The sequence below is a fragment of the Sphingomonas montanisoli genome (assembly GCF_008274695.1).
GTDB lineage: Bacteria > Pseudomonadota > Alphaproteobacteria > Sphingomonadales > Sphingomonadaceae > Rhizorhabdus > Rhizorhabdus montanisoli.
In genome coordinates, this window is the sequence record NZ_VTOU01000003.1 from 845831 (window position 1) to 859140 (window position 13310).

Genomic DNA, 13310 nt, shown 5'->3' on the forward strand with positions numbered 1-13310 from the left:
CTCGTCATTGCGAGGAGCCGAAGGCGACGCGGCAATCCACTCCGAACTGCGGAATGGATTGCTTCCCCCGGATCAGGTCCGGGGTCGCAATGACGAGGTTATTGGGAGGAGGGCGACGCCTCAGTAAACCGCCTCGGCGATCTGGCTGAGATAGTCGGGGTCGATCACGCGGATCTTGCCCTGGCTCAACTCGATCACGCCGTCATTCGCCCAGGCGGACAGCTGACGGTTGATATTCTCGCGGCTGATGCCGACGAACATGCCGAGTTCGGACTGGCTGAGATCGCTGGTGAGCTTCGCGCCGTTCACCTTCGAATCGCTCAGCCGCTTGAGATAGCGGGCCAGGCGCGGGCCGGTGGTGAACGCGCGGTCGCTTTCGATCGTCGCGTTGGTCTGGCGCAGGCGGTGCGCGAGTTCGCGCAGCAGACGGATCGCGATCTTCGGGTGCCGTTCCATAAGCTCTTCGAACGAACGGCGGCTGAGGCGCAGAAGCCGGCCCTGCCACATCGAGATCGCCGAAGCGGTGCGCGGTTCCCCGTCGAGGACCGCGATCTCGCCAACGACAGCGCCCGGCTCGGCATAATCAAGGATGATCTCGCGCCCGTTCGGGGTCACCATACTGACCCGCATCACGCCTTCGAGCAGGATGACGAGCGAATCGCCATCGTCGCCCTGGCGCAGAACCACCTCGTTGGGCGCGAGCGTCTGCAGCTTGCCGGCGCGCAGCAGATCGGCGAGCTGTTCGGACGAGCCGTCGGCGAAGACGCTGTTCGCCGGCAACAATGCGGCAAGCTGTTCCGGCGTCATTCCAGATCCCCCAAAAAGCGCCCGACGATGTACGCAAACCCGCGCCGATTCCCGGCGGCGCGACAGAGGTTAAAGTCGCATGGACGCCTGCACCTTGGCAAGCGATCAGGGTGCCCAGCCGGTTGGGGCAAGCTCGAAACCGCCAAATTCGAACCCCGGTGCGACCACGCAGCTCACCAGCGCCCAGCCGCCATCGGTTTCGGTCGCCTGCCACCAGCCGGCTGGCACGATCGCCTGCGGACTATGCCCGGCCAACGGATCGGGGCCGATCCGGATCGTGTCGATCGCCGCGCCTTCGGCCTCGGCGATCAGCAGGCGGGGCGGCGTTCCGGCATGAAACAGCCAAAGCTCGGTCGCGTCGACCCGATGCCAGTGCGATCGCTGCCCCGCCTCGAGCAGGAAATAGATCGCAGTCGCATGGCCCCGGCCGTCTTCAGACCCTTCCCGCCACGTCTGGCGGTACCAGCCGCCTTCGGGGTGCGGCGCGAGATCGAGCGCGCGGATCAGCGCGGCGGCGTGGGAATCCTGCATTCGGGTGAACATGCCGTTGTTTTCTGTTCATGCAACTCGCGCGCTCGCCGCCGGTTGAATCCATCAGCGTTGCGTTGCTTACCGAAAGGCCTCGTTCTCGAAAGGGAGCGGGGCCTTTCTCTTGTTCGGCGTGTGTTGCCATGTTAACACAGTCATAGATATTCGGAGGATGACGATGCGCGCCAAACTGATCCTGATCGCCCTGCCCGCGCTGGCGCTCGCCGGTTGCGAAGTGAAGGTCGGCGAGAAGGCCAGGGACGAGGGCGGCAACGTCTCCGTCTCGGCCGAACGCGGCGTTTCGATCGACGCGCCCGGTTTCAAGGCGAAGGTCGACATTCCCGGCATCGACATCGGCGGCGCGGACATGGACATCGACGGGATGAAGCTGTTTCCCGGATCGAAGCTCGCCAACGTCAACGTCGTCGGCAAGGACGGCCCGGGCGACAAGGTGACGATGGGCTACACCGCCCCTGGCGCGCCCGCCGCCGTCGCCACTTATTATCAGAATGCTGCGAAGGAGGCCGGCTTCACCGGCGTTTCGATCGACGGCACGACGGTCCACGCCACCAAGGACGATGGCGACAAGCTGACGATCACCGCCGCCCCGGACGGCGCCAATACCAGGGGCCAGATCCTGGTCGTCGACACCAAGGCCGACTGATACCGCGCAGGCTGGCGCATAGGGGCGCCAGCCGCTAAAGCGCGGGCCATGCCTCCCCTGTTACTTGTCATGATCGGTGGCGCGATCGGCTCCGGCTTTCGCTACCACCTCAGCTATCTGATGATCCGTCTGTTCGGCCCTGGTTTCCCCTGGGGCACATGGGCGGCGAACCTGATCGGCGGCTTCCTGATGGGTATTCTCGTCGGCCTTCTCCTGAAGATGACGGACGGTGGAGAGCCGGTCCGCCTGTTCTTCGGCGTCGGCGTTCTGGGTGGCTTCACCACATTCTCGTCGTTCACGCTGGAAACGATCAACATGTTCGGCCGGGGCGACTATGCGCTGGGTGCTGCCTATGTCGGATCGTCGGTCGCAGGATCGCTGCTGGCGCTGATGGCCGGACTCGCACTGGTTAGGATCGCCTGATGGCCGAACAGAAGCCCCCCGCCGGCGAAGCCCGCCAGTTCACGATAGCGCAGGATGACGATGGCATCCGGCTCGATCGCTGGTTCAAGCGGCACATGCCCGATACCAGCTTCAACATCGTCTCACGCTGGGCGCGCACGGGGCAGCTGCGGCTCGACGGCAAGCGCGTCGAGCCGGGCGACCGGATCGAGGCGGGCCAGGTGCTGCGCGTGCCGCCGCCCGAAGCCACGCCCGTCCCGACGACGGCGCCCAAGCCCAAGCGCCCGCGCGCGCCGCTGAGCGCGGAGGATACCGAACTTGCGCAGTCGATGGTCATCCACCGCGATCGGCAGGCGATCGTCCTCAACAAGCCGCCCGGCCTCGCGACGCAGGGTGGTACCAAGACCGAGCGGCATGTCGACGGCCTGCTCGACGCGATTCAGTTCGAGGCGGAGGGGCGGCCCAAGCTCGTTCACCGGCTCGACAAGGACACGTCGGGCGTCCTCCTGATCGCGCGCAGCGCCAATGCCGCGGGCCATTTCGCCAAGGCATTCAGCAGCCGCACCGCGCGCAAGGTCTATTGGGCACTTGTCGCCGGCGTGCCTTCGATCGACGACGGCATGATCGAGCTTCCGATCGGCAAGCAACCCGGTTCCGGCGGGGAAAAGATGCACGTCGACGAGAAGGAAGGTTCGCCCGCCCGCACCCGCTATCGCGTGATCGACCGCGTCGGCAACCGTGCCTGCTGGGTCGAGCTGCAGCCTTATACCGGCCGCACCCACCAGTTGCGCGTCCATATGGCGGCGATCGGCCACCCGATCGTCGGCGACGGCAAATATGGCGGTCTCGAAGCCTTCCTGACGGGGGGCGTCAGCCGCAAGATGCACCTCCACGCGCGCCGGCTGAAGGTCGATCATCCCGATGGCGGCGTGGTCGACGTCACCGCCGCTCTGCCCCAGCATTTCGCGGAAAGCTTTGCCTTGCTCGGTTTCCAGGAATCGCGCGGCGATGCCCTGCCGATCGACGACGTGAAGTTTTCCGAGACCGCCGAGGGCAAGCGTCGCGCCACGGCCGCCCGCGCCAAGGATGCGCGCAAGGCCCGCAAGGGCGAACGGCGGGGTCGGAGCAAGGCCTGATGCATCCGGCGAAGAGTTTCGCGTGGGATGACGTCTCCGCGATGGCGGCGTTCGCGCGCGATATCGCGTTCGCGCATCTGTGCGTCGCGGGGCCGGATGGACCGATCGTCGCCCACGCGCCTTTGCTGGTGGCAGAGGATGGATCGGTGCTTGTCCACCTGTCGCGCGGCAACCGGATCCTCCGTCATCTCGACGGCGCGACGATCGTCGCCAGCATCGCCGCGCACGATTTCTACGTCAGCCCCGATTGGTATGAGGCGAAGGACAGCGTGCCGACGTGGGACTATGTCGCAGTCGAGATCGAAGGCACGGCGCGCCTGCTCGACCAAGCCGAACTGGTCGCGCAGCTCGACGGACTGAGCGCGGAGCACGAAGCCCGGCTCGCGCCCAAGCCCGCCTGGACGCGGGACAAGATGCCCGAGGGGCGGTTCGATGCGATGCTGTCGGGCATATCCGGTTTTTCGATCGATGCGCCCACCTGGCGCGGCACGCGCAAGCTCAGCCAGAACAGAGCCGCGGCGGATCGTGCGGGCGTGATCGCCGCGCTCGAAACCACGCGCCCCGATCTTGCGGCATTGGTCGCGCAGGAGCGCGGATGAACCGGCTCGCTCTGTTCGATTGCGACGGCACGCTGGCGGACAGCCAGGCGATCATCTGCCGCGCGATGGCCGACGCCTTCGTCGCCGAGGGACTTGCGCCGCCCACCGACAGTGCCACGCGCCGGATCGTCGGGCTCAGCCTTCCCCAGGCGATCGGCCGGCTGATCCCGGAGGCTGACGACGCGCTCCACCACCATCTCGCCGAACGCTACAAGCAGGCGTTCCAGCGGCTGCGCGCGATGGGGCAGGTCGACGAGCCGCTCTTTCCCGGCATCGCCGAGGCGCTCCGGACTTTGTTCGACGCGGGCTGGATGCTCGGCGTCGCGACCGGCAAGTCGGATCGCGGGCTGGCGCACCTCCTGACCGCCCACAAGCTGACGCACCTCTTTTCCACGCTCCAGACCGCCGATCGCCACCCGTCCAAACCGCATCCCTCGATGGCGATCCTCGCGATGGCCGAAACGGGCGCCGCGCCCGAGACCACGGTGATGATCGGCGACACCAGCTTCGATATCGGCATGGGAATAGCCGCAGGCTGCACCACTGTCGGGGTCGCCTGGGGCTATCACGAGGCCAAGGAATTGTTCGACGAGGGCGCGCATTTCGTCGCCGACCAGCCCGGCCAGCTTCCCGCCGTCCTCGAAACCGCGATCGGCGTGCGCCCGTGAAGCGTTTTTACGCCGACGTCACCACCGCGCCGGCCGACGGCGGCCACGCGATCCTGCTCGACGGGCGGAGTGTGAAGACGCCCAAACGCGCCGCCCTGATCGCGCCCACGCCAATGCTGGCCAATGCCATCGCCGCCGAATGGGAGGCGCAGGCCGAAACGCTCGACCCGCGCACGATGCCGCTGACCGGCATTGCGAACGCCGCGATCGACCAGGTCCTCGCGAACCCCGCGCCCTTCGCCGCCATCGTCGCGGTATATGGCGAAACCGAATTGCTCTGTTACCGCGCCGACAGCCCTGCGGAACTGGTCGCGCGACAGGCGGCGACCTGGGATCCGCTGCTCGGCTGGGCGCGCGAGCGTTATGACATCGGCTTCACCCTCGTCACCGGAATCATGCACCAGCCCCAGCCGGCCGAAACGGTCGCCCGGCTCGCGCAGGCGGTCTCGGCACTCGATCCCTTCCGGCTCGCGGCGCTTCAGCCGATCGTGACGATCGGCGGATCGCTGGTCGTGGCGCTGGCGCTGCTCGAAGACCATATCGATCCGGTCGAGGCGTTCGACACCACCCATCTCGACGAACTTTGGCAGGTAGAGCAATGGGGCGAAGACGTGCTCGCCGCCCAGGCGCGCGACGCCCGCCGCCACGATTTCGCGGCGGCGGCGCGCTTTCTCACGCTGCTTTAGCGCCGTCCTACCTTCTGCCGTTCGTGTCGAGCGCAGTCGAGACGAACGGAGAGGGAGTTAGCCCAGCGCCGTGCGCGGCAGGAACCAGCGCGCGACGATCAGCCCGCAGACCGCCAGCCCCAGGAATTGGCTGAAGAACAGATAGACCCAATAGCCCCAACCGAAATGGTTGAAGATCGGCTGCCCCAGCACGGTGTAGAGCGTCGTTCCCAGTGCGAAGAGGATCGCGATCCGCGCGCGGCTGGCGAAATCGATCACGCGATTGCCCACCGCACCCATTGCCAGCGCGATCAGGATGCCGGTGATCAGCGCGAGGATCAGCCCCTGCAGCATCGCCGACGTGTCGACCACCGGGAAGCCGCTGATATTGTAATGGATCGTCGCGATCGGTCCCTTGCCGTACAGCACCGATCCGTTCGCGCTGCCCGGCGACGGGATCGCATAGGTGCCGGTGCCGCCGCTCGTCAGCGTTTGCGCGAGCGCGAGTTGCAAGGCTGCGGCCTGCGGCTCCTCGATCCGGTTGAACGCCAGCAGGCTGAGCGGCGTCCCCCAGAACAGAAAGCCGATCAGGTAGAGCGCGAAGCCCCCTACCAGCCCCCCGAACAGAGTTTTGGCCATGATGCGTTCCTTGTCGTTATCGTGGCGCAACAGACTAGAAACGCGATCGTTCCGCGCAAACGAAGTGCGGCGGACCGGGCGACGATCTCGATGATCTAGAGCTTCTCGCCTGGCAGCGCGCTCGCCTGGCGAATCCAGTCGGCCAGTTGGGCTTCGTCGATCGCGTCATCCTCGCGAATATCGAGATAGCGGACCTCGGCCTGCTTCGATTTACCCGGCGGCATGGGATCGAGCGACGTGCCGCGAAAGAAGGTGAGCTTCACGTAGCGTTCGAAACAGTGAAACGACAGAAACCAGGTCGCGCCGTCCAGCCCGTAGAAGGGCGTGTTCCATTTGACGGCCTTGCGCACGTCGGGAACCACCCGCGCCACGATCGCGTCAACGGTGCGCCCGATCCGCTGCTTCCAGCCGGGCATGGCGGCGATATAGGCCTGAACAGGCGCATCGCCTTCGCCCTTGGCAATCTGGGGGTTGCCGCCGGACAGCAGTTTCGGCCCGGCCATCGCGATCAGGCCGGCGGATTGTTGAGCTTGCGGACGAAGCCGATCAGCCCGGTCTGGCGGCTGCGCTTCAGCCGCTCGGCCTCCAATATGTGCTTCACCTCGGCAAAGCAGCGATCGATATCGTCGTTGATCAGGACATAGTCATAGCCGTCCCAATGGCTGATCTCCGCGTTCGCACGCTGCATCCGGCCAACAATGACGTCCTCGCTGTCGGTCGCGCGCTTGCGCAGCCGTTCCTCCAGCTCGGGCATCGACGGCGGCAGGATGAAAACGCGCACCACATCGCCGCCGCATGTCTGGAACAGCTGCTGGGCGCCCTGCCAATCGATGTCGAACAGCACATCGCTGCCCGAATCGAGAATGTCGTAGATCGGCTTCTTCGGGCTGCCGTAGCGATGGTTGAAGACGTGGGCCCATTCGAGGAACTCGCCCTCGGCCACGCTGGCGCGGAATTGCTCGAGATCGACGAAATGATAGTCGACACCGTCGACCTCACCCGGGCGCATCGACCGGGTGGTCGCGGAAACCGACATCTGCAGTTGATCGTCCGATGCGAGCAGCCGGCGCGCGATTGTCGACTTGCCGGCGCCGGAGGGCGAGGACAGCACGAACAACACGCCGCGCCGCTTGAGGGTCTTGTGGGCCATGCGCGCCTTTGCCTCGGGAACGGCCCCGGCGTCAATGTCGCGCATGGCTATAGGCTATACTAGGCTGGCGTGATCGGCGCCTTGCTTTCCTTCCTGCGGTCATAAGCCCGCTTGGCGAGGAAAGCGCCGCCCGCGAGCAGTCCGATCGGCCCCAGCCGCCGCAGCAGCCCGACCGATGCGGCACCCAGCACCGCGCCCTTGACGCCGCCTTCACCGTCACGACGATCGATTTCGCGCCCGACGAGCGCGCCGATGACCTTACCGATCATGTCCGAGATCTCCCTTTTCAAACTCGCGCAAAGAACAATGCCGGGCGCGGCTTGTTCCGGTTTCGCCCGCGCCTTAGATTGGCGCCCATGAAATATCTCCACACGATGATCCGGGTGTCCGACCCGGCCGAGACGATCCGCTTTCTCGAGCTGGTCGGCCTGCGCGAGACCAAGCGTTGGGACAATGAGGCGGGACGCTTCACCCTGATCTTTCTCTCCGCGCCGGGCGACGAGGATGCGCAGGTCGAACTCACCCACAATTGGGACGAGGCGGGCTATGACGGCGGCCGCAATTTCGGCCACCTCGCCTATCGCGTCGACAACATCTACGAGACCTGCCAGCGGATCATGGACGCGGGCTACACGATCAACCGCCCCCCGCGCGACGGCCACATGGCCTTCGTCCGCACCCCCGACAACATCTCGATCGAGCTGTTGCAGGACGGGCATCTCGAACCCGCCGAACCCTGGGCATCGATGCCGAACACCGGCGTCTGGTGATGTCTCAAATCCTCTCCCGGCGGGAGAGGGGGACCGCCCGAAGGGTGGTGGAAAGGTATTGGCCGGCAGCGGGACTAAGCGCCGGTCCCCCTCCCGCTCCGGGGGAGGATTTCTAGACGCCCGCGCCGCGCCGCCACGGCAGACCGGGAAGACGCGCGGCCATCGGCCAGAGGATGTTGATCGCCAGTCCCGCCATCACCAGCGCGGCGGCGATCAGCTTCCACGCCGGCAACGATTCGCCCAGCAGCAGCGCCGATGCGCCCATGCCGAACAAGGGCACCAGCATCGCCATCGGCGTGATCGTCGCCGCCGGATGCCGCGACAGCAGCCAGCCCCAGGCGGCATAGCCGAACATCGTATTGCCCAACGACTGCCACACCACCGCACCCCACGCGCCGGGACCGGCGGCGGCGAGCGCGGCGACATCGCGGTGCCAGCCTTCCATCACCAGCGACGCGATCAGCAGCGGCGGGACCGAGAACAGGCTGGCCCACACGACGAAGGCGAGCATGTCGGTCGCCCCGCTGAGCTTCGCGACCTGATTGCCGCCAGCCCAGCTCAGCGCCGCGACGAGCACCAGGCCCAGCCCCAGCGCAGTCGCGCTACCGCCGCCGTGGAGCATGATCGTGCCGATCCCCGCCGTCCCCAGCAGCAAGGCGACGAACTGGAACAGGCGGATCTTCTCCCCGCTCATCCGCATCGCCAGGCCGATCGTGAAGAACACCTGCGTCTGGACGACGAGGCTCGCGAGCCCGGGCGAGATATGCCCGTCCATCGCGATATAGAGCATGCCGAACTGGCCGAAACCGATCAGCACGCCATAGGCCGCCAGATAGCGCCAGCCGACCGCCGGACGCTTCAGGAACAGGCAGGCCGGGAACAAGGCGAAGGTGAAGCGCAGCGTCGCGAACAGAAGCGGCGGCAGATCGTCGAGCGCCCAGCGGATCACGACGAAATTCGTCCCCCACACCGCGACCACCGCGATGGCGAGGAGGATGTGGGTCAGCGGCAGGCGGTGGTGAAGCGCTCCGCCGGTCACACCCGCATCGGCATCAGCACATACAGCGCCGGCGCGTTGTCATTCTCGCGGATCAGGGTCGGCGCGGCGGCGTCGGCGAGGTGGACTTCGACCAGATCGCCGTCGATCTGCGCCAGGATGTCCATCAGGTAACGCGCGTTGAAGCCGATCTCGAAGCCCGGCGAGGTATATTCGCCCGGCACTTCCTCGGCTGCGGTCCCGTTCTCGGGGCTCGTCACCGACAGGGTGATCTTGTCGCGATCGAGCGCCATCTTGACCGCACGGGTCTTTTCCGACGCGATCGTCGCGACACGGTCGACGCCCTGCATGAAGCTCTTGGGATCGATCTTGAGCAGCTTGTCGTTCGCGGTCGGGATGACGCGATTATAATCGGGGAAGGTGCCGTCGATCAGCTTCGACGTCAGTACGGCCGTGCCCAGGCCGAAGCGGATCTTCGTCGACGACAGCGAAACCTGCACCGAACCGTCGACCTCGTCGAGCAGCTTGCGCAGTTCGGCCACGCACTTCCGCGGCACGATCACGTCGGGCATGCCCTCCGCGCCATCGGGCCGTGCGACGGTGACCCGCGCGAGGCGGTGGCCGTCGGTCGCCGCCGCCTTCAGCACATCGTCGGCGACATGGAAGAAGATGCCGTTCAGATAATAACGCGTCTCTTCGGTCGAGATCGCGAAGCGGGTCTTGTCGATGATCTGCTTGAGCGTTTCGGCCGGCAGCTCGAAGCTGGTCGGCAGGTCGCCCTCGGCGATCATCGGGAAATCGTCACGCGGCAGCGTCTGCAGGTTGAACCGCGCCCGGCCCGCGACGATCAGCATCTTGCCGTCGGCGGCCGACAGGCTGACCTGGCTGCCTTCGGGCAGCTTGCGGACGATATCGAACAGGGTGTGCGCCGACACGGTGATCGCGCCCGGCTGATCCACCGTCACCGGCACGGATTCGACGACCTGCAGATCGAGATCGGTCGCCATCAGCTTGAGCGTGCCGTCGGCCGCAGCCTCCAGCAGCACGTTGGACAGGATCGGAATCGTGTTACGGCGCTCGACCACCGATTGGACGTGGCCCAGGCTCTTCAGAAGAGTCGCCCGCTCGATCGTTGCCTTCATTGCCGCCCCGAATATGCTGAATGGAGAGACGTTATAGCGCGGTGGATGCGCCCCGCCAGCCCCCATGCACAGCAAATATGGGGATAAGGCCGGGGCGTCTGCCGCCCCGGCCCTCTCTTATCAGAAGCGGAAGCCGAAACCGCCCACGACCTGGTGGCGGCTGAAACCATCCTGATAGTTGGTGTAGCGATATTCCGACTTCACATAGGCGTTCTGGCCCAGCGCATATTCGACACCCGCGCCGACACGCACGCCGTCGAGGTTGGTCGTGGCGAGCGTGGTCTGCCCGGTGCCGTCATTGCCGGTCAGCTTCGCGCGGCTGTTGGCATAGCCGGCCTTTGCATAGAGCAGCGCCTTGCCGCCCACGACGGTGCCGACGCGGCCGCCGACATAGAGATCGCGGCCAGCCTTGGCGCACAGGCGCGGGTCGGCGACGGTGCTCGAACCGACGCACTGCTTGGTGCTCGAATCGCCGACTTCGCCCTCGATGCCGACAACACCCATGCCGGTCTGGAAATCGTAGCCGGCGGCAACGCCATAGTTGACGCCGTCGTCATGCCCGTTGTTCTGGACGCGGTCCCAACCCACAAGGCCTTCGACGCGGGCGCCGGTGAAAGGCGCGCTGTCCTGCGCGAAGGCGGGGGCTGCGATGGTGCCGGCGAGCAGGGCGGCGACAATGATGCTACGCATTTGTATAACTCCGTTCATTCCGTTCCCGAACGAACCAGTGGGAACGGCGCTCAAATGGACCTGATCGCCTGGCGTTGCATGAACCTCAGATAAACAGATGGAATCGTTGCATTTTTACCACGATGACAAAGAAGCGGCTTGACAGTTTTGGCCCCCGGTTTTTGGGGACTATTGCACTTTTGTTACTTCTGGCGGCCGCTCCGCCGGGGCGGCAGCCGATGGGAATTTTTGGGGATTGGGGCGCGTTTCGCGATGTGAAGCCCCGCCATTGCTATGCGATCGCCACACCCGAGACGCGCCGGTCGGGCGAATGGCGCCCCTTCGCGAGCGTCGCGCACTGGCCCGATCGCGGCATCCGCAACCAGCTTCACATCCGCCTGCGCGAAGAGCGGGCGCCGCGTAGCCCGATCGCGCTCTATGTCGGCGAGGCGCGCTTTCCACTGGTCGCCGGCCGGGTCGACGCCTGGGCGCCCGATGCACGCGCCGATGCCGCGATCGTCGCGGCGATGCGCGGGGCCACGTCGATGCGGGTCGCCTGGGTATCGAAGGGCGGCAAGGACCGATCGGACGGCTATCTGCTGAAAGGAGTCGCAAGCGCGATCGACGCCGCCGCGATCGGTTGCGCGCGACGTTAGATTTTGATCCAGCTCACGCTGGATGCGGCACGGCGGATGCCGAACCAGTCTAACAAGGCATCGTTGACGCATGGCTGCATTGCGGTGCAGCATCATCATTTCCTCTCGCCTTCCGGAGCATCGATGCCCAGCCTTCGCCTGACCGCCCTTTCGCTGCTGATGCTCGGAACCGCCGCCAACGCCGCCATCCCCGAACCTACCGCCCAGCGGATCGACGCGTGGTGGGGGCATATCGCCACGATCGCGTCGGACAAGAATGAGGGCCGGCTGACCGGATCGCCCGGTTTTGATCGCGCCGCCGATTATGTCGTCGATCAGTTCACCCACCTGCGCCTGATCCCTGCGGGCAGCGACGGGTGGTTCCAGCCGGTCGAACTGACCGAACAACGCTTCGATCAGGCGGCGAGCAAGGCGATGCTGAAGGGGCCGGCGGGAAACACGATCCTCGCCACCCCGACCGAGCTCTATTTTCGCGGCAGCGCGCCGATGCCGCCGAGCGTCGACGCGCCGCTCGTCTTCGCCGGCTATGGCCTGTCGATGCCCGATGAGGGGCATGATGATTTCGCGGGGCTCGATCTCAAGGGCAAGATCGTCGTCGTGCTGTCGGGCGGGCCCGCCGGGATTTCGGGCGCGCTCAAATCCGATGCGCGCTCGCGCCGCGCCGCCATCCTGGCCGAACGCGGCGCCGTGGGCCTGATCGCGCTCACCACGCCCAAACAGACCGAGATCAAGTGGGACCGGCAGGTCGCATTGTCTGCGCAGTCCTTCATGTATCCGGCCGACACCGGGTTGCGGGAGGTTGCGGTGCCGTTCCTGAACGCCTTCGTCGGCCCCGATGCCGCGCCCAAGCTGTTCGCCGGCGCGCCGCAGGATTTTGCCGCGCTCTCCGCGCTCGCCGATGCATCCAGGCCCCTGCCTGTCTTCGCGCTGCCGCAGCGGTTCGCCGCCACCGTCGTCAGCAGTTCGCGTCCCGTCCATGCCAGGAATATCGTCGCGCGCCTGCCCGGATCCGATCCGGTGCTGTCGGCGCAGAATGTCGTCCTCTCGGCACATCTCGACGGGCTGGGCGTCGGCGCGCCGATCAAGGGCGATACGATCTATAACGGCGCGTTCGACAATGCGGTCGGCGTCTCGACCCTGATCGAGACCGCCAAGGCGCTGACCAGCTTCAAGAAGCGCCCACGCCGATCGATCCTGTTCGTGATCGTGACGGGTGAAGAGAAAGGATTGCTCGGATCGCGGCATTTCGCGGCACGCCCGACGGTGCCCGCCCAATCGCTGGTCGCCGACATCAACCTCGACATGCCGTTGCCGATCTTCGCCTTCACCAGCGTGACGCCGATCGGCTATGAAGAAAGCTCGCTGGGCGAAAATGCCAAGATCGTCGCCGCATCGCTCGGCCTGCCGGTCGTCCCCGATCCCAAGCCCGACCGCAACGTCTTCATCCGGTCGGACCAGTATAGCTTCATCCGCAAGGGCGTGCCCTCGCTCTTCCTTAAATACGGCTTCAAGCTCGGCACGCCCGAGGAGAAGATCGAGGCCGACTGGCGCACCAACATCTACCATTCGCCGCAGGACGATCTGGATCAGCCGGTCATGAAGGCCGAAGGCGTCAAGTTCACCGATTACGTCATCGCCCTCGCCCGCAACATTGCCGACGATCCGGCCAAGCCGAGCTGGAACGCCGACAGCTATTTCAAGCGGTTCGCAAAGTAGCCCCCACCCTCACGTCACCCGGGGCTTGACCCGGGGTCCCGCTTCTTCTTCTTCGTCTGGAACAGGCAGCTGGATCCCGGAACAAGTCCGGGATGACGAAAG

At 65.9% G+C, this 13310-nt stretch carries 18 protein-coding genes; 9 read left to right on the plus strand and 9 right to left on the minus strand.

The features are described 5' to 3' along the window. Positions 1-120 precede the first annotated feature (120 nt). Positions 121-807, minus strand: coding sequence for a Crp/Fnr family transcriptional regulator (locus tag FYJ91_RS15320; RefSeq protein ID WP_149523117.1), 687 nt, complete (start codon positions 805-807; stop codon positions 121-123). A 105-nt stretch (positions 808-912) separates the two neighbouring features. After that, positions 913-1350, minus strand: coding sequence for a cupin domain-containing protein (locus tag FYJ91_RS15325; RefSeq protein ID WP_246152646.1), 438 nt, complete (start codon positions 1348-1350; stop codon positions 913-915). A 163-nt stretch (positions 1351-1513) separates the two neighbouring features. On the opposite strand from FYJ91_RS15325, the gene FYJ91_RS15330 reads away from it, so the two are divergent. The 6 genes from FYJ91_RS15330 to FYJ91_RS15355 are packed head-to-tail and all read left to right on the plus strand — an operon-like array spanning position 1514 to position 5490. Next, positions 1514-1999 (plus strand): hypothetical protein, encoded by a 486-nt coding sequence (locus tag FYJ91_RS15330; protein WP_149523118.1) that lies wholly within the window; start codon positions 1514-1516, stop codon positions 1997-1999. Positions 2000-2047: 48 nt separating this feature from the next. Further along, the gene (gene crcB / locus FYJ91_RS15335; protein WP_149523119.1) at positions 2048-2422 is read left to right on the plus strand and encodes a fluoride efflux transporter CrcB; all 375 of its coding nucleotides are present in this window, start codon (positions 2048-2050) and stop codon (positions 2420-2422) included. After that, entirely contained in the window at positions 2422-3537 is a 1116-nt protein-coding gene (locus tag FYJ91_RS15340; RefSeq protein WP_149523120.1) for an RluA family pseudouridine synthase, read from the plus strand. Before crcB ends, FYJ91_RS15340 begins: the two co-directional genes overlap by 1 nt. Further along, complete coding sequence (locus FYJ91_RS15345) at positions 3537-4136, plus strand: FMN-binding negative transcriptional regulator (RefSeq protein WP_149523121.1); 600 nt, start codon at positions 3537-3539, stop codon at positions 4134-4136. The genes FYJ91_RS15340 and FYJ91_RS15345 overlap by 1 nt, the downstream gene beginning before the upstream one ends. Then, positions 4133-4804: an HAD-IA family hydrolase gene (locus FYJ91_RS15350; RefSeq protein ID WP_149523122.1), complete on the plus strand. Its 672-nt coding sequence runs from the start codon at positions 4133-4135 to the stop codon at positions 4802-4804. The genes FYJ91_RS15345 and FYJ91_RS15350 overlap by 4 nt, the downstream gene beginning before the upstream one ends. Next, positions 4801-5490, plus strand: a complete 690-nt coding sequence (locus FYJ91_RS15355; RefSeq protein ID WP_149523123.1) for an ATP12 family chaperone protein — start codon at positions 4801-4803, stop codon at positions 5488-5490. Before FYJ91_RS15350 ends, FYJ91_RS15355 begins: the two co-directional genes overlap by 4 nt. Before the next feature lie 57 nt (positions 5491-5547). Here FYJ91_RS15355 and FYJ91_RS15360 read toward each other — a convergent pair whose 3' ends face one another. From FYJ91_RS15360 to FYJ91_RS15375, 4 genes are all read right to left on the minus strand, one after another. Beyond that, positions 5548-6108, minus strand: coding sequence for a hypothetical protein (locus FYJ91_RS15360; protein WP_149523124.1), 561 nt, complete (start codon positions 6106-6108; stop codon positions 5548-5550). Between the two features lie 95 nt (positions 6109-6203). Next, the gene (locus FYJ91_RS15365; RefSeq protein ID WP_149523125.1) at positions 6204-6611 is read right to left on the minus strand and encodes a DUF1801 domain-containing protein; all 408 of its coding nucleotides are present in this window, start codon (positions 6609-6611) and stop codon (positions 6204-6206) included. Positions 6612-6616: 5 nt separating this feature from the next. After that, positions 6617-7258 (minus strand): guanylate kinase, encoded by a 642-nt coding sequence (gmk, locus tag FYJ91_RS15370; protein ID WP_149523394.1) that lies wholly within the window; start codon positions 7256-7258, stop codon positions 6617-6619. Positions 7259-7317: 59 nt separating this feature from the next. Continuing rightward, complete coding sequence (locus FYJ91_RS15375; protein WP_149523126.1) at positions 7318-7527, minus strand: hypothetical protein; 210 nt, start codon at positions 7525-7527, stop codon at positions 7318-7320. A gap of 87 nt (positions 7528-7614) precedes the next feature. On the opposite strand from FYJ91_RS15375, the gene FYJ91_RS15380 reads away from it, so the two are divergent. Beyond that, a complete protein-coding gene (locus tag FYJ91_RS15380; protein ID WP_149523127.1) occupies positions 7615-8028 on the plus strand; it encodes a VOC family protein in 414 nt (137 codons plus the stop codon). A gap of 112 nt (positions 8029-8140) precedes the next feature. Here the strand turns inward: FYJ91_RS15380 and FYJ91_RS15385 are convergent, their stop codons facing one another. From FYJ91_RS15385 to FYJ91_RS15395, 3 genes are all read right to left on the minus strand, one after another. After that, complete coding sequence (locus FYJ91_RS15385; protein ID WP_246152648.1) at positions 8141-9067, minus strand: EamA family transporter; 927 nt, start codon at positions 9065-9067, stop codon at positions 8141-8143. Further along, positions 9064-10167 carry a DNA polymerase III subunit beta gene (dnaN, locus tag FYJ91_RS15390; protein ID WP_149523128.1) on the minus strand — a complete coding sequence of 368 codons (1104 nt, stop codon included), beginning with the start codon at positions 10165-10167 and terminating at the stop codon, positions 9064-9066. Before dnaN ends, FYJ91_RS15385 begins: the two co-directional genes overlap by 4 nt. Positions 10168-10287: 120 nt before the next feature. Further along, on the minus strand, positions 10288-10857 hold the full coding sequence (locus FYJ91_RS15395; protein WP_149523129.1) for an outer membrane protein: 570 nt from the start codon (positions 10855-10857) through the stop codon (positions 10288-10290). 218 nt (positions 10858-11075) lie between these two features. Here FYJ91_RS15395 and FYJ91_RS15400 point away from each other — a divergent pair, with 218 nt between their 5' ends. Together FYJ91_RS15400 and FYJ91_RS15405 are read left to right on the plus strand one after the other, a co-directional pair. Continuing rightward, positions 11076-11492 carry a hypothetical protein gene (locus tag FYJ91_RS15400; RefSeq protein ID WP_246152649.1) on the plus strand — a complete coding sequence of 139 codons (417 nt, stop codon included), beginning with the start codon at positions 11076-11078 and terminating at the stop codon, positions 11490-11492. 123 nt (positions 11493-11615) lie between these two features. Then, complete coding sequence (locus tag FYJ91_RS15405) at positions 11616-13208, plus strand: M28 family metallopeptidase (protein WP_149523131.1); 1593 nt, start codon at positions 11616-11618, stop codon at positions 13206-13208. The last annotated feature ends 102 nt before the right edge of the window (positions 13209-13310 follow it).